This window comes from Streptomyces sp. NPDC021096, from assembly GCF_040641275.1.
Lineage (GTDB): Bacteria > Actinomycetota > Actinomycetes > Streptomycetales > Streptomycetaceae > Streptomyces.
Genome location: NZ_JBFADG010000001.1, coordinates 57,633 through 81,828, shown reverse-complemented (window position 1 = coordinate 81,828; position 24,196 = coordinate 57,633). Strand labels below are relative to the sequence as shown.

At 71.3% G+C, this 24,196-nt stretch carries 24 protein-coding genes; 8 read left to right on the top strand and 16 right to left on the bottom strand.

Features of this window, described 5'->3' with window-relative positions; translation table 11 throughout:
* Positions 1–216 precede the first annotated feature (216 nt).
* From AB0G59_RS00390 to AB0G59_RS00380, 3 genes are all read left to right on the top strand, one after another.
* Positions 217–2,145, top strand: a complete 1,929-nt coding sequence (locus AB0G59_RS00390) for an NHL repeat-containing protein (protein WP_360906471.1) — start codon at positions 217–219, stop codon at positions 2,143–2,145.
* A 149-nt stretch (positions 2,146–2,294) separates the two neighbouring features.
* On the top strand, positions 2,295–3,347 hold the full coding sequence (locus AB0G59_RS00385; RefSeq protein WP_360906469.1) for a glycosyltransferase family 4 protein: 1,053 nt from the start codon (positions 2,295–2,297) through the stop codon (positions 3,345–3,347).
* Between the two features lie 95 nt (positions 3,348–3,442).
* The gene (locus tag AB0G59_RS00380) at positions 3,443–4,465 is read left to right on the top strand and encodes a DUF1768 domain-containing protein (RefSeq protein WP_360906467.1); all 1,023 of its coding nucleotides are present in this window, start codon (positions 3,443–3,445) and stop codon (positions 4,463–4,465) included.
* 18 nt (positions 4,466–4,483) lie between these two features.
* On the opposite strand, the gene AB0G59_RS00375 is transcribed toward AB0G59_RS00380, so the two are convergent.
* Positions 4,484–4,783, bottom strand: coding sequence for a hypothetical protein (locus AB0G59_RS00375; protein ID WP_360906466.1), 300 nt, complete (start codon positions 4,781–4,783; stop codon positions 4,484–4,486).
* 187 nt (positions 4,784–4,970) lie between these two features.
* On the opposite strand from AB0G59_RS00375, the gene AB0G59_RS00370 reads away from it, so the two are divergent.
* Positions 4,971–5,342 (top strand): hypothetical protein, encoded by a 372-nt coding sequence (locus AB0G59_RS00370; RefSeq protein WP_360906464.1) that lies wholly within the window; start codon positions 4,971–4,973, stop codon positions 5,340–5,342.
* Between the two features lie 104 nt (positions 5,343–5,446).
* The gene (locus tag AB0G59_RS00365; protein ID WP_360906462.1) at positions 5,447–7,297 is read left to right on the top strand and encodes an alpha/beta fold hydrolase; all 1,851 of its coding nucleotides are present in this window, start codon (positions 5,447–5,449) and stop codon (positions 7,295–7,297) included.
* A gap of 28 nt (positions 7,298–7,325) precedes the next feature.
* On the opposite strand, the gene AB0G59_RS00360 is transcribed toward AB0G59_RS00365, so the two are convergent.
* The 12 genes from AB0G59_RS00360 to AB0G59_RS00305 form a co-directional block, all read right to left on the bottom strand.
* On the bottom strand, positions 7,326–7,922 hold the full coding sequence (locus AB0G59_RS00360) for an OmpA family protein (protein ID WP_360906460.1): 597 nt from the start codon (positions 7,920–7,922) through the stop codon (positions 7,326–7,328).
* Between the two features lie 6 nt (positions 7,923–7,928).
* Positions 7,929–8,498 (bottom strand): hypothetical protein, encoded by a 570-nt coding sequence (locus AB0G59_RS00355; protein WP_071965763.1) that lies wholly within the window; start codon positions 8,496–8,498, stop codon positions 7,929–7,931.
* 53 nt (positions 8,499–8,551) lie between these two features.
* A complete protein-coding gene (locus tag AB0G59_RS00350; protein ID WP_360907523.1) occupies positions 8,552–9,238 on the bottom strand; it encodes a pilus assembly protein TadG-related protein in 687 nt (228 codons plus the stop codon).
* Positions 9,235–9,414: a hypothetical protein gene (locus AB0G59_RS00345; RefSeq protein ID WP_360907521.1), complete on the bottom strand. Its 180-nt coding sequence runs from the start codon at positions 9,412–9,414 to the stop codon at positions 9,235–9,237. Before AB0G59_RS00345 ends, AB0G59_RS00350 begins: the two co-directional genes overlap by 4 nt.
* 397 nt (positions 9,415–9,811) lie before the next feature.
* A complete protein-coding gene (locus AB0G59_RS00340; RefSeq protein ID WP_360907519.1) occupies positions 9,812–10,699 on the bottom strand; it encodes a DUF5936 domain-containing protein in 888 nt (295 codons plus the stop codon).
* Positions 10,700–10,721: 22 nt separating this feature from the next.
* Positions 10,722–11,660, bottom strand: a complete 939-nt coding sequence (locus AB0G59_RS00335; protein WP_360907517.1) for a type II secretion system F family protein — start codon at positions 11,658–11,660, stop codon at positions 10,722–10,724.
* A 1-nt stretch (position 11,661) separates the two neighbouring features.
* Positions 11,662–13,032 (bottom strand): CpaF family protein, encoded by a 1,371-nt coding sequence (locus AB0G59_RS00330; protein WP_360906457.1) that lies wholly within the window; start codon positions 13,030–13,032, stop codon positions 11,662–11,664.
* The gene (locus AB0G59_RS00325; RefSeq protein WP_360906455.1) at positions 13,029–13,604 is read right to left on the bottom strand and encodes a TadE/TadG family type IV pilus assembly protein; all 576 of its coding nucleotides are present in this window, start codon (positions 13,602–13,604) and stop codon (positions 13,029–13,031) included. The genes AB0G59_RS00330 and AB0G59_RS00325 overlap by 4 nt, the downstream gene beginning before the upstream one ends.
* Positions 13,605–13,608: 4 nt before the next feature.
* On the bottom strand, positions 13,609–15,339 hold the full coding sequence (locus AB0G59_RS00320; protein ID WP_360906454.1) for a P-loop NTPase: 1,731 nt from the start codon (positions 15,337–15,339) through the stop codon (positions 13,609–13,611).
* Between the two features lie 56 nt (positions 15,340–15,395).
* On the bottom strand, positions 15,396–16,124 hold the full coding sequence (gene cpaB / locus AB0G59_RS00315; protein WP_360906452.1) for a Flp pilus assembly protein CpaB: 729 nt from the start codon (positions 16,122–16,124) through the stop codon (positions 15,396–15,398).
* Between the two features lie 78 nt (positions 16,125–16,202).
* The gene (locus AB0G59_RS00310; RefSeq protein WP_360906450.1) at positions 16,203–17,102 is read right to left on the bottom strand and encodes a hypothetical protein; all 900 of its coding nucleotides are present in this window, start codon (positions 17,100–17,102) and stop codon (positions 16,203–16,205) included.
* Between the two features lie 205 nt (positions 17,103–17,307).
* Positions 17,308–18,195, bottom strand: a complete 888-nt coding sequence (locus AB0G59_RS00305; RefSeq protein ID WP_360906448.1) for a serine protease — start codon at positions 18,193–18,195, stop codon at positions 17,308–17,310.
* Between the two features lie 216 nt (positions 18,196–18,411).
* Between AB0G59_RS00305 and AB0G59_RS00300 the strand changes: the two genes are divergently transcribed.
* Both AB0G59_RS00300 and AB0G59_RS00295 read left to right on the top strand, forming a co-directional pair.
* On the top strand, positions 18,412–19,749 hold the full coding sequence (locus tag AB0G59_RS00300; RefSeq protein WP_360906446.1) for a M14 family metallopeptidase: 1,338 nt from the start codon (positions 18,412–18,414) through the stop codon (positions 19,747–19,749).
* A 120-nt stretch (positions 19,750–19,869) separates the two neighbouring features.
* Positions 19,870–20,445 (top strand): hypothetical protein, encoded by a 576-nt coding sequence (locus AB0G59_RS00295; protein WP_360906444.1) that lies wholly within the window; start codon positions 19,870–19,872, stop codon positions 20,443–20,445.
* A gap of 24 nt (positions 20,446–20,469) precedes the next feature.
* Here AB0G59_RS00295 and AB0G59_RS00290 read toward each other — a convergent pair whose 3' ends face one another.
* From AB0G59_RS00290 to AB0G59_RS00280, 3 genes are read right to left on the bottom strand one after another with little or no spacing between them, the layout of a single operon-like run.
* Entirely contained in the window at positions 20,470–20,880 is a 411-nt protein-coding gene (locus AB0G59_RS00290) for a RidA family protein (protein ID WP_360906443.1), read from the bottom strand.
* Complete coding sequence (locus tag AB0G59_RS00285) at positions 20,877–21,641, bottom strand: IclR family transcriptional regulator (protein WP_360906441.1); 765 nt, start codon at positions 21,639–21,641, stop codon at positions 20,877–20,879. The genes AB0G59_RS00290 and AB0G59_RS00285 overlap by 4 nt, the downstream gene beginning before the upstream one ends.
* Positions 21,638–22,678 carry a sugar kinase gene (locus AB0G59_RS00280; RefSeq protein ID WP_360906439.1) on the bottom strand — a complete coding sequence of 347 codons (1,041 nt, stop codon included), beginning with the start codon at positions 22,676–22,678 and terminating at the stop codon, positions 21,638–21,640. Before AB0G59_RS00280 ends, AB0G59_RS00285 begins: the two co-directional genes overlap by 4 nt.
* 156 nt (positions 22,679–22,834) lie before the next feature.
* Between AB0G59_RS00280 and AB0G59_RS00275 the strand changes: the two genes are divergently transcribed.
* Positions 22,835–24,118: an alanine racemase gene (locus tag AB0G59_RS00275; RefSeq protein WP_360906437.1), complete on the top strand. Its 1,284-nt coding sequence runs from the start codon at positions 22,835–22,837 to the stop codon at positions 24,116–24,118.
* Positions 24,119–24,196: the final 78 nt, after the last annotated feature.

The window sequence follows — 24,196 nt, the reverse complement described above, 5'->3', positions numbered from 1 at the left end:
CATCGGCTGAGGCGTGGCGCGAAGGGCATCCGCTTGGCAGGGAAGCGATATTTGTTCACCCCGCCCCCCTTTCGCGTAAGCCCGGACCCGGGCGAGCCTTGTCCAGCACGGCAAAGGCCAGATCAACCTTTGTCCCGCTATATGCGGGTCTGGCGGGTCGAGACACGGACATGGGCGAGCACGGTGTCGCCAACCACACGTGAGAAGGAGTCCGCGATGAGTGAATCCAACGGCGCCCAGGACACCCCGGCGCCAGCGATCGAGCCGTCCATCTCCACGGTGGCGGGTACCGGTAGCGCGGGTTACTCCGGTGACGGCCAGAGCGCCACCAAGGCCGGCCTTCACGACCCCAGCGGGCTCGCGATGGACACCTCCGGCAATCTCTATATCGCCGACCCGCTCAACAACCGGGTGCGCAAGGTGGACGCACGTACCCAGACGATCACCACGGTCGCGGGCAACGGCAACGGCGGTTTCTCGGGCGACGAGGGGCCGGCCACCAAAGCCGGCATCAACGCTCCCCGTGACGTGGCCGTCGATTCCGACGGCAACCTCTACATCGCCGACACCCTCAACCACCGCATCCGGAAGGTGGACGCGCGCACCCAGACGATCACCACGGTCGCGGGCGACGGCGACGTGTTCTTCTCGGGCGACGGCGGGCCGGCCACCAAGGCCAGCATCAGTGGCCCCTACGGTGTCGCGGTGGATTCCGGCGGCAACCTCTACATCGCCGACACCGACAACAACCGGGTGCGGAAGGTGGACGCGGGAAGCCAGACGATCAGGACGGTCGCGGGCGACGGCGACGTGTTCTTCTCGGGTGATGAGGGGCCGGCCACCAAGGCCAGCATCAACTCTCCCCACAGCGTCGCGGTGGATTCCGACGGCCACCTCTACATCGCCGACACCGATCACAACCGGGTGCGCAGGGTGGACGCGCACTCCCAGGTGATCACCACGGTCGCGGGCAACGGCACCGGGGAGTTCTCGGGCGACGGCGGGCCGGCCATCAAGGCCGGCATCAACGGTCCCTACGCCGTCACGGTGGATCCGTCCGGCAACCTCTACATCGCCGACAGCGGTGGCAATAACCACCGTGTGCGGAGGGTGGACGCGAGGACCCGGACGATCACCACGGTTGCCGGCAACGGCGACTGGCACTTCTCGGGTGACGGCGGTCCGGCCGTCAAGGCCGGCCTCGATCCCCGTGGTCTCGCGGTGGATTCCTTAGGCAGCGTCTACATCGCCGACACGGACAACCACCGGGTGCGGAAGGTGAGCGGTTCTTCCGCCCCCGTCGAGTACTCGGTGTCGCCGGGCGTACCGCCGGAGGTGACGCTGACACGCGGCGGCGCGCCCCGCTACCCCGGTGTGCGACTGCACACCGACGAAACCGGAGCGATCCGTCCGCAGAACGTCCACGTGACGCTCCCCCTGGGCAAGGGGCTGCAGTTCGTCCCCGAGAGCGGCCCCGACTACCAGCTGACCGTGATGGACGCCCACGGCACCCTGAAGCACTACAACGGAACCTTGTCGTCGGACGGGCAGTCCCTCACCTTCGAGGATGTCGCCCTGGCCCTGTCGGGCCGGGGTTCGGAGTCCCGGGCATGGGTCGCGGTGAAAGCCGCCGCCAACGCCCCACTGGGAGACACGAGCCTGAGCTTCCACGTAGGCGACCGCCACTCGCCCTCCACGCCCATCCACGTCGGGGCGCAGTTCTCGGCGTCGCCGGGTGTGCCGCCGTCGCAGGTGACGGTGACGCGCGCGGGCGAACACGCCTACACAGGCGTGCTGCTGCGGGCCAACGAGCAGGGCACGGTCCTTCCGCAGAACGTCCAGGTGACCCTCCCGCCGGGCAAGGGGCTGCAGTTCGTCGAGGAGGGCGACCCCGGGTACCAGCTGACCGTGCAGAACCTCCGCGAGACGAAGCAGTACAACGGGGTCCTGTCGCCGGACAAGCAGGCCATCACCTTCGAGGGTGTCGATCTGGCCCTGACAGGACCGGGTTCGGAGTCCCGGGCATGGGTCTCGATCAAGGCCTCCCCCGACGCCCCGCTGGGAGACACCAGCCTGGGCTTCCAGGTGGGCGACCGTAGCTCGAGGTCCGCGCCGGTCCGCGTCGTGGCCGCCAAGGCCGGCTGACCGCTGACCGTCGGAGGGGCGCCACGAGGGGCCCCTCCATCCGGCCACGTACTCGCACCGTCCCGCCCGGAGGGGAGTTCTCACTCTTGGAAAAGGTGGCGTCCCGCCCGCACAAGCCGCCTCGGGCCCCGTCCACCCGGCCGCGGAGCATGTCCATCGCGGCCCGGGTGTACGGATATCCCCCGGCCCACAACGCGGGATCGGAGTGGATGCTCCACTCGATGCTGCGTCCCTTGAGCAAACGCGGTCACCGGGTGACCGTCTGGCTGTCGCACCCCGGAAGCATCGAGAAGACCTACGACATCGACGGAGTGCGGGTCGTCCCGTACCAAGAAGGCACGGAATTCGCCGCCGAGGCGCAAAAGGCGGACGTGCTCCTTTCCCACTTCGAGAACGTCCCCCTCGTGTCGGGGCTCGCCAGGGCCCGGCAGATACCCGTCGTCGTGATCTGCCACGACAATTTCGCCACGAGCTTCCACGACGCTGCGGGAGCCGATCTCGTCGTCTACAACAGCGAGTGGATCCGGCGCGACGGCGAGATCCACTACGGGCAGTACCCCCGCGAGTTCCTGCCCGGCCGCACGATCGTCGTCCGTCCTCCCGTGATCGCGGAGGAATACCGCACCACCCCGGGCGACTGCGCCACCCTGGTGAATCTCAACCCCGACAAGGGCGGCGACATCTTCTGGCAGATCGCCGCCTGGACGCCGGAATGGAAATTCCTCGGTGTCCGGGGCGCCTACGGGCAACAGATCACGCCGCCGACCCGCCTGCCCAACTGTGAAGTCGTCGACGGCGTGCCCGGGAACGAGATGGCCGCCCACGTCTACAGCCGGTCGCGCGTGATGCTCATGCCCAGCCTGTACGAGTCCTGGGGGCGCGTGGCGGTGGAGGCGTGCGCGTCCGGCATCCCGGTGATCGCCCACCCCACTCCAGGGCTGGTCGAGTCCCTCGGCGAGGCGGGAATCTTCGCCTACCGCGACGACCTGAACGCCTGGATGAACGCCCTGAGTTCACTGCGTGACCCGGCGAACTGGGAAAGGGCGTCGCGCCGGGCGAAGGCCCGCTCCGACGAGCTGAGCGCGAACTCCGACCTCGACCTCTGGTGCGACGCCGTCGAGTCGCTGTACGACGCGAAGCGACGGAAGTCCTTCCGAGCGGCGGGCCCGTCGCACTCGTCGACGCCCCTTTCGGCGCGATAGGCCGCATGGAACGCACCGCAGCACTTCCGACGAAGGACGGCCCCGGAGCGCACACGCGCTTCGGGGCTTGTCCGTGCCCGGCCTAGACTCCCCACGTGAGCGAGCAGCCGACCTTCCGGATCGTCGACGGCGAGCGGATACCGGGGCTGTCCCGGCCCGCGTTCGTACGCAACGGCGACCACCACTACCTCGTACAGCTCGGGATCTACGCCGACGGGCTGATCGACTGCTGGGGGCTGCTCACGCTCGAGGAGTTCGCCGCCGAACTGCGCCGGGGCAGGATCGTGACCAGGTTCGAGGAGGGGGCGCGGGCGGCGGTCCACGAGACGGTGGAGTGGGAGTTCAGCAAGGTCAACGGCCGTCTCACGCCGGAGTCGCTGTACGCCGAGGTCCGCGACGACATCGACGACCTGAACGGCCGGCCCGACTCCACCGCCCGGGCCTGGCGCGCCCTGCACGAGTTCCGCGCGGACCCCACCGAGGAGCGGCGGGCCGTCCTGCGCGCCGCGTACGAGGAGATCCCCGAGCACGAGCGGCACGCGGCGCTCGCGGACCACTCCGTGGGGGACGGCCCGCTGTACGACCTGGCCATGGGCCCGGGCGGGAAGGTGACGGCGGAGGAGTACCAGGAGTCGCTGGACTACTTCGACGAGGAGTGGGGCGATCCGCTGGAGTGGCTCGCCCGGCGGGACCGGGAGCCGCAGCCGGAGCCGGAGCCGGCGGACGGGACCGTCCTGCTCCACGAGTGGCACGCGCCGGAAGACTGGCCCGAGGACGCGGGAGCCTCAGTTCTCCGCAACGAGTACCCGGCCCTGTTCCAGATCGGCGACGTCACCTATCGAAACGTTCATGAGGCGTGGCTGGCCCTGGGTCCGCCCCCGGAGGCCCGGACCGCAGTGATGGCCGCGCTCCTGCGGGCCAAGTACGACCGGCACCCCGCACTCGCCGACGTCCTGACCGCCACGGGATCGGCCCGCATCCTCTACCGGGCGAACTCCCTCGCCCCCTCCGAGACCGCCTTCTGGGGCCACGAGGACGAGGGCCGCAACTGGATGGGCCGCCTCCTGGAGGCGACCCGAGCCGAACTCCACGCCCGCCGCCTGGGCCTGCCGCACTGACCGGAACGGCCCCGGCCCTCAGACGAGAGCCGTCACCTGAACCGCGAGGCTGACGTGCAGCAGCAGGCACGTACCCCACCCCTTGGCGCCCCGCCGACCATGGCGGACCACGCTCACCCACCCCGCGACCGTCAGCACGGCGACGAGCGCCAGCAGACTCCACGCCGTGACCAGCCACGGCGTGGAGAGGTCGCTCAAGTACCTGATCAGCGGGACCGGTATGACGAGGACCAGGGGCACACCCCACGTACCCTCGCTCGCCTTGCCGTCGGAGGCCGGTTCGGGGGCCGGTTCAGGGGCCGGCGCATCGGTTCTCATGTCGTTGTCCACCCACAGAGACTGCCTGCCCACACCCCGCCGCGTGAAGAGGCCGCACACTTGACGCCTGTCGGACCATGCCCGAATGTCGCAAGCTGGGCTCGGTTGCGGGGCCTTGCTTTCCATGCTCCTCTGAGATGACAGCTCACTCGCTCGACAGCGGGTCGCCTCAGCGGAGGTGATTGCGGTGAATCGCTCCCGCGCCGTCGCAATGGCGCTACTGACGAGCGTGATACTCAGCAGCGGTGCCTGTTCGGAGCAGCAGAAGACCTCGGCCCCTGACGATGCCACGAAGGCGCTGCAGAACATGGTTTCGCGAGACCCGGTCACAGTGCGGAATTCTCTTTCCCGGCGACTCGCAGACAAGGCGAGCCCCAGCTCGCTGGTGGCACCAGCAGGTGCACGGCTGGATGTGCAAGCCGACAGCTGGAAGCAGAAGGGGGACGACGCTCAACTCCGTGCGGTTGTCACCATGCCTCAGCAGGACCCGGTCACCACGGTCTTCTATCTCGTCCGCGAGGAGGGGCAATGGCGTGTGCTCTTCGGCGAAGCCGGCTGATCTGGACGGTTGCCTTCGCACTGGTCGCGGCGGTCCTTCCGGCGGCCGCAGCCGAAGCCCGATCCGAGCCCACGGCCAGTGGCTGTTCGAAGGTGTCCCCCCAGGTGGCGCCCGGCAAGACACCCATTCTCCTCGTGCACGGCATAGGCGCCAAGCCGGGCATGTGGACGGGCGGCACCGACAAGTGGGTCAAGAACGGCAATGTCGAAGGCACCGATGTTCCACCGCTCAAGTACCTGGAAGACAAAGTCGGCGCCGACCGGGCCGCGGGCTACACCTTCGACTGGTCGTCCCAAGCCGGCCCTCAGTCCGAGGTCTCATGGGTCGATGGGAAAGAAGGAAGCCCGGGGAATCACCTCTCCGAGGCGATCCGGTGCGTGGCCGAGAAGTCTCAGCGCAAGGTCATAGTCGTCGCCCATTCGATGGGCGGGCTCCTGACTAAGTTCGCGGTGAATCAGCCGGGTATTCGCGAGAAGGTAGCAGCCGTCTTCACTATGGGCACCCCCTACAAGGGATCCTTCATGGCAGGGGCCCCTGGGGAGTCAAGCGAACGCGGGATTGTCGGTTCCATATTGAAACACTGGTGCAAGTTCTCTCCGAATGACGAATCCTTCCTGTGCTTCCTTGCCGGCGGCCGCCAGGACCCCGGGATCAAGGGCATGCGCATCAAGGAGGGCGCGTGGGGCTCCTTGCCCGCCTGGCCGCCCGGCCTACCGCTGTACCGACTGGCGAGCAGCATCCCCGCAACTTTGACGCCGGTTCACGTTCTTCCCTTTGAGGTGAAGATCCCGGGAGGCAGCTTCGGAGACGCAGTGGTGGATAGCGGCTCCCAAACTGAGGGCAGCACTCAGCAGGTGCAACATGAGTGCCCCGTTGCCTACGACTCGTTCCCCGAGCTATTCGGCACTCCGTGCTTCCACCTCAATCAGCCCAAAGACCCGAAGCTGCTCGACCACATCATCCAGCAGATAAAGGCGAAGAACCTGGCGCAGGGGAAGATCGACTGGAGCAACCACACGTACGACCTCACCTGCGACAACATCACCGACAAGCCGGTCGCCGTGGACATCCGTAATGGCAAGGGCGTCGCCCAGGGCAACAACCTCGGCAATGGCTACCGCACTTGGGACGTAAAGGTCCAGCAGACCGTTCACGGCACACTGCCCAAGCTCGGCGACGTGACTGCCGTGTTGTTCTCGTGCAGCCCTCAACCCAGCAACTTCACCGAGCAGGAACTCCGCGTCTACCGAACAGCCGACGGCAGCCCGGTGGGCCGGACGCCGACCTTCGAGGTGTCCGGTTTGTCGCCGCAGTATCAGGCGGAAACCTTGGTGATCAAAGATGGGAAGCTCGCCGCTGACGTCAAGTTCTACGGCCCCCACGACAGCCATGCCTCGGGCCCCTCGGAACTCCACCGCGTCACCTGGACCTGGAACGGCGAGCGTTTTGACGCGCACGACGCTCCCGGTCCCGCGACCGGGGCTCCCGGGCGCGTGGATCTGAGCCACGAACCCATCACGGTCAATGGGATGGGCGTCCTGAAGTTGGACATGACCCGAACCGAGGCGGAGAAGGCGATCGGTGCGCCCATTCCGGAAGGCCCTGGTGGTCCGAAGTGCTCGGACTTGTCCGTGCAGGGTGGGCCGGAAGGACTGCTCCTGCGTTTCGCGCAGGACAAGCTCGTAGCCGTTTACGTCTTGCCGTCGGCATCGGCGTCGCTCGCAACCGAGTCCGGCGTCCACCGGGGCATTACACGCGAGGACGTCCTGCGGACCTACGCCGGGGAGGTCGGGTCCCGTCACCTCGACGACACGCGCGAGGAGATCACCTTCGCGCCCACCGCCCCGGAGTTCAAGGGGAAGGTCATCAAATTCCATACGGTGGACGGCAAGGTGGACACCTTCATCGCCGGCAAGCAGGAGTTCGCCGAGCTGCTTCCCTGTGGCGGGGACTGACCCGCCCCGGCGCCGGGGTAACTGCCTCCTACCTCCTCGGGAAACTGACCTCCACCCGGCGGTTCTTCCTGCGCCCGTCCTCCGTCCCGTTGTCGGAGATCGGGTACTGCTCGCCGTATCCGCGGATCTCGTAGCGGATCGCCGACGAGCCCAGGTCCTTCGCGAGCTGCCTCTGCACCGCGTTGGCGCGCTCCTTGGAGAGGGCCACGCCGTGGTCCGACGAGCCGAGGTTGTCGGTGAAGCCGAAGATGCGCAGGGCCGTCGCGTGCTGTTTCTTGACCTCGCTCGCGATGGCGCCGATCCGGGCGGTCGCGGCGCCGCTCAGGTCGGCGCTGTCCTTGTCGAAGAGGACCTCGGCCTGCAGGGCGAAGGTGACGTTGACGTTGGTGTCCTCACGGCGTTCCTCGCCGCCGTCCGTCTCGACGACGGACTTGATGTCGAGGACACGGCCGGGCGCGAGCTTCGCGCCCGAGCGCAGTTTGAGGCCGGGCGCGCCGGCGTCGATCTTCACCGGTGGGGTGGTGTTCGCGGGGTTGCCGGGCCCGCTGTCCGCGTGGGCGGCCGTGGTGGCCAGGAGGAGCGTGGCCAGGGCCGTGACCGTGCCGTGGAGGATCGTCGACGGCATCGCTCCTCACCCCGAGATCTTGATGCGGACGGAGGGCATGGTCGGCAGCTGGAAGTCGACTTCCTTGACGTCGTCGGGCGGCGCCGGGAACTGGGCGAAGACGGCGCGGCTCTCCTCGGGGCGGATGCCCACGAGGCCCGTGGTGCACAGGCATTCCCCGTCCGTGTCGCGCAGGACGAGGTAGCGCTTCTTGCCGGCCTGGTCGATCAGCGAGGCCCCGGACACCGAGGACTGGGACTTGAGCTCCGTCTCCTTGGAGCGCCACGTCAGCGGGGTGTACGGCTTGGTGCCCCGGTTGGCGACCGTGCCGTTGACCGTGACGAAGCCGCCCTTGTCGCGCACAGCCGAGTGGAGGGTGACGACGATCCCCTCCGGGCCCTTGATCTCGCCGATCGTCTCCGTCGGCCGGGGGGCGGGCCGGGCCGTGGCGCTTCCGGTCCGGGGGGCCGCGGTGGCTTTCGCCGAGTCCAGGTCGATCTTCTTGTCCCCGTCGTCGCCTTCGCCGCCGCAACCGGCCACCGCGAGGGATATGACGACCGCGAGCGCCGCTCCGGCCCTGGCCATCCTCGAGCTCATGGGTACGTTCCTTTGCTGGTCGGTCGGCGGGTCGGTCAGCGATCGGTCGGCGGTCAGTCGGCGAGGTGCACGGCGAACAGGTCCGTGGCCCTCACCACCGCGTCCGGGCGCTTGGGGTCGATGACCAGCACCTTGTCGCCGCAGGTGAGGTCGAGGCCGGGGAGAGGGGCCGGGCCGGGCGGAGGCTGCTGCCCGCCGTCCGCCGGAGGAGTGCCCTCCGGGCGCGGAGGCTCCGGCGCCTTCGACGGCTCCGGCGCCGGCTTCGGCGGCCCGGCGGTGCAGCGGGGGGCGACGACCGCCTTCGCCGTCGCCGTGGCGTGCCGGTTCTCGGTCCCGGGCACGGCCGAGTCCCCCACCGCCTTCGCCGAGGTGACGGTCACCGTGAACGAGCCGGGCCGGCCCCCCTCGTCGCAGGTGATGTCCGGCCGGGCGCCGTTGAGGTCCGCGTAGGAGGCCGCCGCCTGGCAGGCCCGGCCGGCCTCGGCGCCGCGGCCCGCGAGCCAGTCGTTCCAGCCGCCGCCCGTGCCCAGGGCCGTGAGGAAGCCCGTCAGCAGCTGGTCCCGGTAGTCCTGGGCCGCCGCCAGCGCGGCCGCGTCGGCGGCGGTCTGGGCGCCGTTCTTGGTGGCCCCGGCCCGGCCGACGGCGAAGAAGACCAGCGCGAGGAAGAGCAGCGCGGCCACCGCCGTGATGTACAGGGGGAACGCCTGGCCCGCGTCGGACCCACCGGGGCGGCGGCTCAGCCGGTGATCTGCGTGATCTTGTTGGTGATGGCGGTCGCGATCATCGTGCCGAAGTCCGTCGTCATCAGCACCAGGATGATCGCCACGACCACGGCGATGATGCCCAGGTACTCGATCGAGGTCTGGCCGCGATCGTCCCCGCGGCATCCGCGGTCCTGCCACAGGCGCTTCCGCATCGGCTCCGGCATCGGCTTCCGCATCATCTTGCCCTCCATGGGCGGTGTCCGCCGGACCGCTGCGGGCCGGCGGGTGGGTCACTGCGCGAGTACGACTCCATTCCCTTCCCCCATAAGGCAGTTGGGACACCATGGGTCTCACCCCCGCTCGGCCGCGCCCTCGGACGTCGAATGTCCCACATCCGATTGCAGGCGCGAAGGTCCTTCACGGTCTTTACGCATTTCCACCGACATGGGCATCGGGCCCGGCCGCGGAACCGTTCCCGCCCCCTCCGAGCAGGGCGCGGCGTGGTGCGGTGATATGTGCTGGGAAGCGTTCGGCATGGTGGGATCTCCTCTCACAGGCCAGGTCCCGGACAATGGCGCACCGGCGACCGACCGCATCGACGTATGCACCTCAATCCCCCGTGATGGAGCCGAAATCCGTACCGGATCCCAGGAAGAATCCCGCAATCAGCAGGATCACCGTTCCCGGGACCATGAACGTCGTGATGACCATCGTCGCCTTCGGCACCGTCCGCGCCGCCCTGCGGCGGGCGAGCTGGGCGTCCGTGCGGCGCATGTCCGTGGCGATGCCGATGAGCGTGTCGACGATCGGCGCGCCCAGCTCCTCGCCCTGCTGCAACGCCGTGACGAGTTGGGCGACTTGCTCCGAGTCGTTGCGCTTGCGCAGTTCGTCGAACGCCTGCCGGCGGCTGACGCCCATGTCCATCTGGCGCAGGGTGATCCGCAGCTCGTCCGCCCACGGCCCTTCGTAGCGCTCCGCGACCCGGTCCAGCGCCTGGCGGAAGCCCAGGCCCGCGCTGACCACGACCGCGAGGACGTCCAGGAAGTCCGGCAGGGTCCGCTCGATCGCGTCGCGGCGCTCGCGCACGGCCGCCCAGATGCCGACCTCGATCCAGAACAGCCCGAAGCCGACCAGCAGCAGCGCGAGCAGGGGCTGTCCCTTGCCCAGCATGACCAGCGCGCCGCCGAAGCCGAGCGCGCCGTAGACGGCGCGCCGGGCCGCGTACCGGTCCACCGTCAGACCGCCCGGGTTGCCCGCCCGGTCGATGCGCCGCCGCACCTTGGCCACGCGCTTGTCGCCCATCATCCGCAGCACCAGCGGCGCGTACCGCATGCCGAGCCGGTCGACGGCCGAACCGACGGCCGACGTACGGGTGGAGCCGACCTCCAGGGCGAGGGCCAGGTCGGGCGGCAGCCTGGCCTCGCCGCGCAGGAGCGCGACGCCGTAGCAGGCCCCCGCCACGGCCGCCCCGGCCGTCAGCGCCAGCAGGAATCCCATGAGCCCCATCGCCTCCACCCCCTCACACGTCGATCTTCGACATCCGGCGGATGAGGAAGAACCCCAGCCCGTACAGGCCGAAGGCGGCCACGACCGCCGCCTGTCCCAGCCAGTCGGCCGTCATCCGTTCAATGGAGCCCGGCGCGATGCGGTCCATCAGCAGCAGTGTCCCGATGCCCATCAGGGGCACGACGTAAGCCGTCACCGTCACCTGGGACAGCTGGGTGCGCACCTCGCGCCGCGTCTCCTTGCGCTCCTCCAGCGTCGCCGTGAGGTTGCGCAGCGAGCTGACGACCGTGCCGCCCGCGCGGTTGGAGAGCACCAGGGTCGTCACCAGCACCACCAGTTCCCGCGAGGGCAGCCGCTCGGCGAGCTCGCCCAGGGCCTCGTCGACGGAGTGGCCCACGGCGAGCCGGTCGGCGACCTTGGCGAGCTCCTCGCCCGCCGGGGCCTCCATCTCCTCGGCGGCCATGCCCAGGGCCGTCCGCAGGGCCAGGCCGGCCTGCGTGGCGTTGGCCAGGATGCGGGAGAGCTCCGGCAGCTGGTTGATGAACTTCTCGATCCGCTTGCGTCGCTGCCAGGCCAGGAAGGCGTGGGCCGACCAGAGCGCGACGATCGCCGCCAGCGGTCCGAAGAAGGGTGCGAGCACCGTGGAGGCCAGCAGCCACAGCCCGGCCGCCGCGCCCGCCACGCACGCCGTGAACTCGCCCACCGTGACGTCCAGGCCCGTCGAGGCGATCCGCAGCTCCAGCCGCCCGCCGAAGCGCGTGGCGCGCAGCCACCGGTCCGTACGTCCGAAGTAGCGCGTCCGCCCGGCCGGCGGCGGGGGCGGGGCGTCGGAGAGGCGCTCGACCAGCGCCTGGTGGCGGTCCCGGCCGGTGAGGTACGCCCGTACGCCCGCGACGGCGAGCGCCCCGCACAGGAGGGTGGCGCCGGCGGTCAGCGTCGCGGGACCGCTCATGTCAGCCATGCGTCATTCCGTTCTGCCCGGCCTCTCGGGTGGTGAGCTCACTGGGGAACGCGGCGACCCCGAAGGCGGGCGGTACGGCCTCGTCGGCCAGCCGCAGCCGCTCCGCCACCCGCTCCGGGAGGGGGAAGTGCGCGAACGTCCCCCGTACGACGCGGTCCGGGCCCATCGGCTCGGCGTCGAAGCGGCACACGGTCACGAGGCGGGAGCCGCCGCCCCAGCCGGCGCCGCCCGCGGAGTCCAGCAGCGCGACCTCCGCGATGCGGCGCGAGCCGTCCGCGGTGCGCGTGAGCTGGACCAGGCAGTCCACCGCGCTGTCGATCTGGTCGCGCAACGCCTCGTAGGGGATCCTGACTTCCGACATCGACGCCAGCGTCCGCAGCCGCATCAGCGCGTCCTCGGCGCTGTTGGCGTGGACGGTCGCCAGCGAACCGTCGTGACCGGTGGACATGGCCTGCAGCATGTCGAGGGTCTCCCCGCCGCGCACCTCGCCCACGATGATGCGGTCGGGCCGCATGCGCAGGGAGTTGCGTACGAGGTCGCGGATGGTGATGCGGCCCTTCCCCTCGACGTTGGGCGGGCGCGATTCGAGCCGGATGACGTGCGTCTGCTGCAGCTGCAGCTCTGCCGCGTCCTCGACGGTGATGATGCGCTCGCCGTCGGGGATCAGCCCGGACAGGGCGTTCAGCAGCGTCGTCTTGCCCGCTCCGGTGGGGCCGGAGACGACGACGTTGAATTTCGCCCGTACGAGTGCGGCCAGCAGCATCAGCATGTGCTCGTCCAGCGTCCCCATGCCGATCAGCTCGCGCAGGGTGTAGGCGCGCGGGAAGCGCCGGATGGTGAGGGTGGCGCCGTTCAGCGCGAGGGGCGGAATGATCACGTTGACGCGCTCGCCGGAGGGCAGGCGGGCGTCGACCATCGGATTCGACTCGTCCACGCGGCGGTTGACGGTGGAGACGATGCGCTCGATGGTCTGCATCAGCTGCTCGTTGGAGGCGAACCGCACGGGTACGGGCTCCACGCGGCCGGCCCGTTCGACGAAGACCTGGTCGGGGCCGTTGACCATGATCTCGGTGACGGACGGGTCCTCCAGGAGGGGCTCCAGCACCCCGAGGCCGAGGGCCTCGTCCACGACCCGTCTGATGAGGCGGTCGCGCTCGGCCGTGGACAGGACCGGGCCCTCGCGGCTGATGATGTGGCCGAGGACGCGCTCCAGGCGAGAGCGGCGTTCGCCGGCAGCGAGCGCGGACATCTCGGCGAGGTCGATCTCCTCGAGGAGCTTCGCGCGGTAGACGGGGACGAGGTGGTCCGACTCCCGGCCGTCGGGCGGGGCCTCGGGGGCGACGATGCGGGCTCTCAGGCTCATGGGGCGCCGCCCGGGGCCGCGATCGCGGTGGCCGCCGCCGGGCAGGGCATCGTCGCCCGGCGGGTGACGGTGAAGTCCGCGCCGGGGATGAGCGCGGGGACGGTCACGGTGACCGTGGCGGTGATCCGGGTGTCGGCGGCCGTGCACGGCTGGGCGGCGACGGTGGCGTGGTCCGCGACCCAGCCCGTCATCGCCGCTCCGCCCGCCCCCGCGGGGGTGGCCTCCGGTTCGTCGAGGGTGGCGGTACGGGCCGCGGCGCGGGCGCCGGTGCCGGCCTGTTGGGCGGCGAAGGCGGCGAGGCCTAGCTGGAGGGCGGCGAGGGCGACGAGGAGGAGGACGGGGAGGAAGCCGAGGAATTCGACGGAGGCGGAGCCTCTGTCTCTACCGGGGGCTCCGCCGCTGGGGCTGCGCCCCTTGAGCAGCGGACGGGCCGAGTGCGCGCCGTCACCGGGGCTCCGCCCCGGACCCCGGTCCTCAAACGCCGGACGGGCTGGTTGTTGCCCGGCACGGGCTGGATTGTGGCCGGCACGGGAGGGATTGTGCCCGGCACGGGCTGATGGTCGTAACGCCATCCGCTCAGTCCTCCCGTGCCACGCCGGCCGTGCTCTCCACCGGCCACGGCCAGTCCACCGAGCCCGGGAACAGCACCGGCACCTTCAGGCGCACGCTCGCGCGGTAGACGCCGTCCTGGGGGCCGCACGTGGGCTTGCTCTGCCAGGCGCTCGGCAGGTCCGACTGGGCCGCCGCCGGGCAGTCGCGGCCCACCGCTCCCGCGCGGGCGCCCTTGTCGGCCGCGTGGCCGGCCAGGGAGTAGGTGTAGCCGACCAGCACGCACTGCCAGACCACCGCCAGGGCGACGAGGATCAGGGGCAGCAGGCCCACGAACTCCACCGCGATCTGGCCGCGGTCCCCGCCGCCGCGGCGGCGGAAGCGGCTCAGCGGCAGGGGCGAGCCGCTGGGCACGGGGGCCAGCTGGTCCGGGCCCGTACCGCCGCCCGCAGGGGTCTCGGGGCCGCCGCCCCCTATGGCACGGCGGCGCCGCAGGCCGCCGGTGATGGACCGGTCGGCGTGCCCGGCGTGGGCGGCGCCGCCGCGCGGGGCCCGGCCGCCGGGCGGGGCGGGGGCGGCCAGGCCCAGTTCGCCGGCCAGGGCCCACAGGGCCTGGCGGACCCCGGAGCGGGCGTCCAGGTCCTGCATCCGTCCGGAGTCGACGGCGCCCTGAAGTTCCTTGTAGCCGGCGGGAATCGTGGTGCGGGCGGTGCGGGTGCCCGTGGTCCGGGCGACGAGGGGCGGCTGGATCTCGGCGGTGCGGGTGTGGCGGTTGACCACGGTCGTCGTCTCCTCGGGCTTGCGGATCTGTAGCCGTTCCCAGAGCCGGACCATGCGCTTGGCAGCCCTGACGGACACCACGTCCGGCGTCGTGACCAATAAGGCCACGTCCGCCGTCTCGATCACGGCGGCCCCCGCGGCCGTGATCTGCGTGCCGCAGTCGACGATGACGAGCTCGTAGCGGCCGCGCAGGGCGGCGGCGACCTGCCGCGCGGCGAGGTCGCCGACCTCCTCGCCGCGCTCGCCCTCCGCCGGGGCCAGCAGCAGGCCGACCCCGGTGGGGTGCGGGAAGACGGCGTCCTGCAGCACCCTCGGCGAGATGTCGTTGATGCCCGCCAGATCGGCGATCGACCGTCGGAACTGCACGTCCAGATACGAGGCGACGTCGCCCGACTGCAGATCCAGGTCCGCCAGCGCCACGCTTCGCCCGGCCGCACGGGCCGCGAGGGCGAGCTGGACGGCGGTGACGGTCGTGCCGACCCCGCCCTTGGCCCCGACCACCGCGACCAGCTTGCCGCCCGGGCCGCCGCCCGGCCCCGGCCGGCCCTCGGCCGCCGCGCCCGCGCCCAGGTGGCGGCGGACGCCCGTGGCCCAGTGGGCGGCGGCCTGGACACGGGTGCCCAGCTCCTCGTACGACAGCGGCAGTGCGGCAAGGCCGCGGGCGCCGCAGTCCATGGCGGCGGCGTACAGCGCGGGCCCGGCCTCGGCGCTGAGGAGGACGGAGCCGGTGGCCGGGAAGCGGAGGGCGATCTCACGGATGAGTTCGAGGGCGGGGACGGGCCCGAGCCGCTCGTGGACGAGGACGACCTCCGGCAGGTCGTCGACCGAGGCCGCGGCCAGCACGGCGAGGGTGTCGAGCAGTCGGGCGGAGTCCCCGACGGTCTGCAGTGGTTCGACGCCCGGGAGCTGGCCGAGCAGCCCGCTGACGGCGCGGGCGGCGTCCGGGTCGCCGACGGCCGGGAGGATTCTGATCGTCACCGTGTCCCTGCCTCCATCCACAACAACCGCTGGACTCCTTCCGGGCCGCTTCCGGACTACTTGTCGCCGTCGAGGGTGTACGTGCGGTCGCCGCCGCTGACCGTCCCGTCGCTGCCGGGCGCGACGAGGGCGAGCCGCACGTGGGAGGCGAACGACTCGGCGTACGCGACGCGTTGCGCGTCCTTGGTGTCCAGGGCGAACGTGATCGGCACCGCCTCCCCGGCCTGCCGTGTCGTGGTGCCGCTCCCCCGGCCCTCCCCGTCCCGCTTGAAGGGGGCCAGCTTGCCCACGTCGATGACCTGGGCGCCGCTGACGATGACCTTCGACACGGGCTTGGCGCCCTGCTCCTTGGCGTCGAAGGTGGCGTAGATGTTGACCGTCGAGCCCGGCCGGATCTTGCCCGCCACGCCCGTCGCCGCGTCGATCATGATGGCGATCTCCTGCTTGCCGGCCGCGAGGGCGGGCCGGGCCACGATCATGTCCTTCTGCAGCAGCGAGCCCTTCCGCAGCGGGGTCACGGCGATCTTGCCGCGGACGGCGGAGAGGTCGGTGACCGCGGTGGCGGGCAGCCAGCGGCGGGGCATGGAGATCTTCTCGAACGCGCCGGTCTCCCGCTCCAGGTCCTGGTAGGCGGGGACGTCGGCCTTGAGCCGGTAGGCGGTCGTCTCGGGGCCGACCTTCGACTCGGCGTCGTGGATGACCGAGAACACTCCGGCGAAGGCGCCGACGGCACAGAGGACCGACAGGAGCAGCAGGACGACCCCGCGGCGCTGGCGTGAATTCATGGGACGGCGAACCTCGTTCGGGACCTCGGTAGGGGATGTGACCGGGTGGTGGCCCGTCGGGCGGGCCCGGCGCGCGGGCTAGCGGCGGGCCGCCGGGGCCGTGGCCCTCCGCCCGGTGCCCGGTGGCGGGTCGAGGGCGTGGGCGGTGCCCGTGCGCGGCACGGGTGCGGAGCAGAACCCGCAGCGGTCACCGATGAGTTCGAGGCCGCACCAGTGGCACTCGTCCCGCCGCACGGACGCGACGAGCTGGTACAGCACGGTCGGGTCGGGGATGGCGGCGGCGAACTCCACCGCGCGGTGGGTGCCCCACCAGCGCCGGGACTCGGCGGGCAGCGGCTGGATCTCCTGGACGCCCTGGACACGCCAGGCGGGGGCGACGGTGTCGGTCACCCAGTCCTCGCCCTTGCGGGGCCTGCCCCGGGCGACGGTCATCCGGGTGGCGAAGCCGGGGCCGTCGGGCACCTCGCCGGCGGCGATGCGCACCAGCTGTCTGCCCGGGTTGACGAGCACGCCGAAGTGGGCGCCGGGCAGGAGGGAGGTGACGTGCGCGCCGAGGCCGACGTCCACGTGGTCGAGCCGGGAGACGGAGGCCAGCTGCGCGCCCGCGTAGATGTAGTGCGCGAGCAGCCGCGCGGCGGAGGCGAGCACGCCGGGGCTCAGGTCGGAGACGGACAACTGCCGTAACTGCCGGGCCAGTACGGCCACCGCGAGCGGAGGCAGCGCCACCGGCAGCAGGGCCACGCGGTCGCTCTCCAGGACCGAGCGCACGGTGTGCAGGCGCCGTACGTACGCGGGCGGGAGGGTGTCGGGGTAGAGCACGACCAGATGGCCGCACTGCTCGAGCAGCAGGGCCGCCTGCGTGACGGCCGTCTCCAGGGGCTGCACCTCGGGGGGCTGGAGCACCGCGGCGGCCGGTGCGGGCCCGCCGGGCGGGGGGAGCACCAGGTCGGAGCTGGTGACCGCTATCGCAATCGGCACGTCGGCTTCCCCGTTCACTCCGGCCGCTTGGGGCTCCGGCGGTCGCAGATCGATACTGCCCGGTGCTAGGTGCCTCCGCACTTTATCCACGAATGGAGCGGCTGAGAACCGTTCCTCGATTTTCGCCACGGGCCGGTGGGCGGGCCGGAGTTCCGGCCCGCCCGGCGGTGGGAGCACGGGGTCGACGGGTGGCGGTCGGACGGCCTCAGCGCAGGGCCGCCATCCCTTCTTCGTCGTCCTCGGACGGCTTCGGCAGTTCGCACCCCGGCAGGTCGAGGTCGAGCTTGTTGCCCGCGGCGAAGCACTTGGTGATGCCGTACGTCTGCTGGGCGTAGTTGATGCCGCGGCGCACGGTGACCTGGCCGTTCTCGTCGACCTCGCACGGGTTGTTCATCGTGCAGCGCTCGCCGCTCTCGTTGCCGGTGTTGTTCACGGCGACGACCTTGCCGCTGTTGACGTCGACGACGGGCGAACCGGAGGTGCCCCCTATCGTGTTGCACGACGGGGTGTAGCGGAGCGAGTCCTTCCAGGTCCAGTCGGCCTCGCGCAGCTGGTGGACGAAGCCGTCGACGTTGCAGGTGTAGATCCGCTTCCAGTAGCCGGAGACGACCTTGATCGACGTCCCGGCGGTGGAGCGGTCGCCCGAGAGGGCGAGCGCGCTGATGCCGTACTGCTGCTTGATCTTCGCGTAGGTGGTGTTCAGCTCGTACAGGGTGATGTCGGTGTCCGTCATCGTGGCGTACGAGATCTTGACGGCCCGCAGCGTGGCGACCTTGCCCGCGGTGGAGTTGAGGAGGCTGAAGCTCCGGCTGGAGGGCCGGTCGGTGATGACCTCGCCGGCGCCGGGCATGCCCGTTTCCAGGCAGTGGCCGTTGGTCAGGACGAGGGCGGGGTCGGTGTCGGCGGAGCCCGGCAGGCGGACGAGGGAGCCGGAGCAGTTGCTGAGCGCGACGGTGCCGGCGAAGTCGACGGCCTTGGGTTTGGTCGACTCCGTCCGCTCCTGCGGTGCCGCGCCGGCGGCGCCAGTTGCGGCGACGGTCGCGCCGCCCGCGAACAGCAGGGTCGTGAGCGCACAGACGAGGGGTCGTCTCATGGGGGGGTGGTCCTCTCCGATCACACAACGCATTCGGATTGACGTGAGCATTGTTGGGGCCGGTGATACCGACAGGCAATCAGCCAGTCTGATGTGAAGGGGAAGTTGGCCTGATTCACCCGCACGGCGGCGCTTGACCGGTTCATGTCACTACTCGAACACTGGGAAGGCTCACCCACCGCATTCGTCGCACGAACGGACCCCTCAGGAGGCCGCATGCGACCCCCCACCCCCCGAATCCCGCGGTCCCGCAGGCTGCGCGGCAAAGTGGCGACGGCCGCCACCGCCGTCGTGCTCGCCCTGGCCATGGCCGCACCGGCGTCGTCGAACAGCGCGGAACGCTCGCGGTCGTACGAGGTCACCGGGCCGAGGACCGCGGCCCAGCGCACGGCCGTCGCCGCGACCGGAGCGTCCGTCGACGCCGTACGCCCCGGCTCCGTCGTGATCACCGCGGACGCCGCACAGGTCGAGCGCGTCCGCCGCCTGGGCTACCCGGTCCGGGTCCTGCCCGGGCCGCCGGACCGCAGCGAGGGCCGCAAGGCCACGCCGTTCGACTTCCCGCCCGCGGACGCGAAGTACCACAACTACAAGGAGGCGACGGCGGAGATCGACGCGGACGTCGCCGCACACCCCGCCATCATGAGCAAGCAGGTCATCGGCAAGTCCTACGAGGGCCGGGACATCGTCGCCGTGAAGATCACCAACGGTGCGAAGAAGCCGCCCGGCGGCGCGGCGGCCAAGCCCGAGGTGCTCTTCACGGCCCACCAGCACGCCCGTGAGCACCTGACGGTGGAGATGGCCCTGTACCTGCTCAAGGAGTTCGGCTCCCAGTACGGCAAGGACGCGCGCGTCACCAAGATGGTGGACGAGCGCGTGATCTGGGTCGTACCCGACCTCAACCCCGACGGCGGCGAGTACGACATCGCCACCGGCAGCTACCGCAGCTGGCGCAAGAACCGCCAGCCCAACGCCGGCTCCTCCGCCCGCGGCACCGACCTCAACCGCAACTGGGACTACAAGTGGGGCTGCTGCGGCGGCTCCTCCGGCAGCACGGGCTCCGAGACGTACCGCGGCACCGCACCCGAGTCGGCGCCCGAGGTGAAGGTGGTCGCCGACTTCGTCCGCAGCCGGATCGTGGGCGGCAAGCAGCAGATCAAGGCCGCCATCGACTTCCACACCTACAGCGAGCTGGTGCTGTGGCCGTTCGGCTGGACGTACGACGACACCGCGCCGGGCATGACCAAGGACGACCGCGACGCCTTCGCGACCGTCGGCAAGTCCATGGCCGCCAGCAACCGCTACACCCCCGAGCAGTCGAGCGACCTCTACATCACCGACGGGTCGATCGACGACTGGCTGTGGGGCAACCAGAAGGTCTTCGCCTACACCTTCGAGATGTACCCGGGCTCGAGCGGCGCCGGGGGCGGCTTCTACCCGCCCGACGAGGTCATCGACCGGGAGACCGCCCGCAACCGCGACGCGGTGCTGCAGCTGCTGGAGAACGCGGACTGCATGTACCGGTCCATCGGCAAGGAGGCGCAGTACTGCCGGTGAACGGCCGTCCAGGGCGACGCGGAGTCGCCCTGGACGATTGGATTTTCAACGATCCCCTGGTGTAGAACACATCGTCGATCAAGCATGATCACGACAAGTTTTTATTACGGGGGAATACACATGCGCTCCATTCGGCATGTCATCGGAACGCTCGCGCTCGTCACCGCGCTCGGCAGCGGCCTCACCGCCTGCGGGCCCGAGGAGGACAAGGCGGCGGACACCTCGGGCGGCGCCTCCGCGACGGCGAAGCCGTCGCAGGCGGGCAAGGGGGACAAGGGAGCCAAGGGCGACGGCAAGCACGACGACCAGGAGGGCGAGCTCGACTGCGGGAAGCCGCCGGTGCTGCCCGCGGGCATCAAGATGATCCAGGTGGGCCTGCACCGCGACGTCAGCGTCATCGAGACCTTCGAGGCCAAGCCCAAGTGCACGCCCAACGACTGGATCTACCACGGCGACGAGAGCCAGGCGCCCAAGCCCTACAAGCTCCCCGCGGACGTCAAGGGCGAGCTGGCCATGGGCCCCGGCAAGCACAAGCAGGTCAAGCGCGAGGAGCTGTCGAAGCACATCGACGGCTGCCTGCGCCAGGACTACAACGTCGTGAAGGACCCCTTCTCCTGCCACGGCAACATCTACGAGATCACGCTCAACGACAAGGGCGACGCGGTCAAGACGATGCGCGAGCGCTGGTCCGTCTGACGCGACTCCGGCCGGGGCCGGGCGTCAGCCCAGCACCGCCATCGCGTCGATCTCGATGAGCAGGCCCTGCGGCAGGCCGACGTAGACCGTCGTCCGGGCCGCCGGGGCCTGCTCCAGGTCGGCGAAGTAGGCGTTCCAGATCTCGTTCAGCTCGGCGAAGTGGCCCGTGTCGGTGAGGTAGACGCGCAGCATCAGCACGTCCTCCCAGCTCGCGCCGCCCGCCTCGAGCACCGCCCGGACGTTGGCGAGCGTCTGCAGGGTCTGCTCGCGCAGTGTCGGCCCGGCGACGACCGGGGCGGCGGGGCCGCCCGGCCCGGCGGGCAGGAAGCCGACCTGGCCGGCGACCTGGAGGATGTTGCCCTTGCGCACGCCGTGCGAGAACGCGGCGGGCGGGGTGGTGTGGCCGGCGGGGGTGACGGCCGTCTTCTCGGTCATGGCATCGCCTTCGTGGGTGGGGTGCTTCCGCGGTAGTCCGCGCTGATCGCGTCCGCCGTGCGGCGGACCAGCGGGAGCAGGGCGAGGAGTTCGTCGGCGGTGACGACGACGTTCGGCGCGGACACCGAACAGGCGGCGACCACCCGGCCGTCCACACCGCGGACGGGCGCCCCGACGCAGTTGATCGACTCCTCGTGGCCGCCGAAGTCGGTGGCCCAGCCCCGGGCCCGTACGGCCGCCAGCTCCTCGAGGAAGGCGGCGGCGTGCGGGGTCGAGCGGGAGGTGTAGGCGGGGTAGTCGAGCCGCTCGGCGACCGTGCGGCGCTCCGGCTCCGGCAGGTCGGCGAGCAGCACCTTGGCGACGGCGGCGACGGTGATCGCCACGGGCTTGCCGATGCGGGAGTACATCCGTACGGGGTAGCGGCTCTCGACCTTGTCGATGTAGAGGACCTCGTCCTCCTCGTACACGGCGAGGTGCACGGTGTGCCCGCACCGCTCGTTGAGCGCCACGAGGTGGGGATGGGCGATCTCCCGTACGTCCAGGCCCTCGACGGCCTGCTGGGCGAGGGCGAAGAGACGCGCGCCCAGGCGGTAGCGCTGGTCCTGCTGCCGGTGGACGATGCCGTGCTCGTGCAGCGTGCGCAGCAGGCGCAGCGCGGTGGACTTGTGCACGCCGAGGCGGCTCGCGACCTGTTCGAGGTTGGCGGGGCCCTCGGCGAGCAGCGGCAGGATGCTCAGGGCGCGGTCGACGGTCTGGCTCATGCGGTGTGTTCCTCCCAGCCCGGTCCGAGTCGCAGTCTTCCCCAGGCGCCGGGATCCAGGCCCGCGAGCGCGTCGGCGCGCGCCCGGGCGGGCGGCTCGCCGAGGTCGCCGGCGGCGGTGAGGGCGGAGGCGGCCATGAGGTGGCCGTGCCGCAGCCGGGCGGTGAGCGGCAGTCCGCGCAGGGTCGCGGAGAGGAACCCGGCGGCGAAGGCGTCACCGGCGCCGACGGGCGCGACGACGTCGACGGCGGGCGCGGGGACGGCGACCACGGTGCCGTCCGTGTACGCGGTGGCCCCGGCGGCGCCACGCTTGACGACCAGCAGCGGCGGTTCGGGCAGGAGGGCCCGTACGGCGTCGGCGCCGGTGACGCCCCAGAGGTCCTGTGCCTCGTCCTCGCCGACGAAGACGACATCGCAGCCGCGGGCGAGCGCGGCCAGGGTCTGCGGGCCCCCGGCCGCCGCGGGCCACAGCGGGGCGCGGAAATTGACGTCGAAGGAGACCAGGGGGCGGCCGGGTGCGCGGGCCGTCAGGGCGCGCGTCAGGGCGAGGCAGCCGGCGGAGAGGGCGGCGGTGATGCCGGTGAGGTGGAGGACGCGCCCGGACCAGGCGACCTCGCGCGCGACGTTCTCCGGTGACATGGCCGAGGCCGCCGAGCCGGAGCGGTAGTAGGCGACCTCGGCGTACGGCTCGCGGGCGGGGGCGGCGGCCGTCGCCCGTTCCCCGGCCGTACGGAAGTACAGGCCCGTCGTCCGGGCCGGGTCGCGCCGCACCGCCGAGGTGTCCACCCCGTGTGCGGCGAGGGCCTCCAGCAGGTACGTCCCGAAGCCGTCCGTACCGACCCGGCCGGCCCAGCGCGTGCGGTGGCCGTACCGTGCCAGGGCGCAGGCGACGTTGGCCTCGGCTCCGCCGATGCCGCGCTCGAAGGAGGGTGCGGCGGCGAGCGGGCCCGGTGCCGTGGGGCGGAAGGCGACCATGGCCTCGCCCAGGCAGACGACGTCGACGTCCGGTAAGCCGGCAGTGGGGATGGGGGTACTCATGGTGGCGGTCGTATGCCCCCCTCGACCCGGCCCGCAGGGATTCGTACCGTTGACCCGGTACTTGGCGGGATGTTAGACAGCACGCAGCGCTCCACGCAATGGATGTTGCAGAGAATGCAACACGACGACTGCATCACGACTTCAAGGGAGGCCCGCATGGCCGCCATAGCCGCCGACGCCGTCGCCCGCCTCGCCGAGGAACGGGTCGACCACCGCTTCAAGGGCCTGCCCCCGGACGCACAGGGCCGGACCGTCGGCGAGCTGGCCGCCGAGCGCCGCTCCCTGTTCACCGGCGGCTTCACCACCCCCGTGCTCGCCCTGTCGGCCGAGGCGCTCGACCACAACCTCGCCGTCATGGAGCGCTACTCCGCCGGTCACGGCCTGGCCTTCGCCCCGCACGGCAAGACCTCCATGGCACCGCGGCTCTTCGAGCGCCAGCTGGCCCACGGCGCCTGGGGCATCACCGCCGCCACGGCCGCCCAGGTCCGCGTCTACCGCGCCTTCGGCGTCCGGCGGATCTTCCTGGCCAACGAGGTCGTCGACGCCGCCGCCCTGCGCTGGATCGCGGCCGAGCTCGCCGCCGACGCCGACCTCCGGATCATCACCTACGTCGACTCCGTGCGCGGCGTCGAGCTGATGGACGCCACCCTGCGCGACGCCGGGGCCGGCCGCCCCCTCGACGTCGTCGTCGAGCTCGGCGAGACCGGCGGCCGCACGGGCGTCCGCACGGAAGCCGACGCCACCCGCGTCGCGGACGCCGTCGCGGCGACCGGCACCCTGCGCCTGGTCGGCGTCGCCGGCTACGAGGCGGAGATCCCCGACGCCGACGGGGAGACCGTACGGGCCTGGATGCGCCGCCTCACCGGGCTGGCCGTCGCCTTCGACAAGGAGAACCGCTTCGCCGGCGTCGAGGAGATCGTCGTCAGCGCGGGCGGCAGCGCCTGGTTCGACGCGGTCGCCGAGGTCTTCGCAGAGCTTCCGCCGCTGTCCGCGCCGGTGCTCAGGCTGCTGCGCTCCGGCGCGTACGTCACCCACGACGACGGCCAGTACCGCAGCAAGACCCCCTTCAACCGGCTCCCCGAAGAAGGCGCCCTGCAGCCCGCCTTCCGCCTGTGGGCCCAGGTCGTCTCCCGTCCCGAGCCCGGCATGGCCTACCTCAACGCGGGCAAGCGCGACGTCTCCTACGACCTCGGCCTGCCCGAGCCCCAGCTCGTCCGCTCCGCCCGGGACGGCGCCCTGCGCCCGGCGGAGGGACTGACGGTGACCCGGCTCGCCGACCAGCACGCGTTCGTGGCCCTCTCGGGGGACGCGGAGCTGGAGGTCGGGGACTGGGTGGGGCTGGGGCTGTCGCACCCGTGCACGGTGTTCGAGAAGTGGCCCCTGATCCCGCTCGCCACGGCGGACGGCACGGTCACGGACTACGTCCGCACCTTCTTCTAGCCCACCCGCCGAATCCAGCCCGTCCGGCGTTTGAGGACCGGGGGCCCGGGGCGGAGCCCCCGGTTTCGGGAAGGGGCG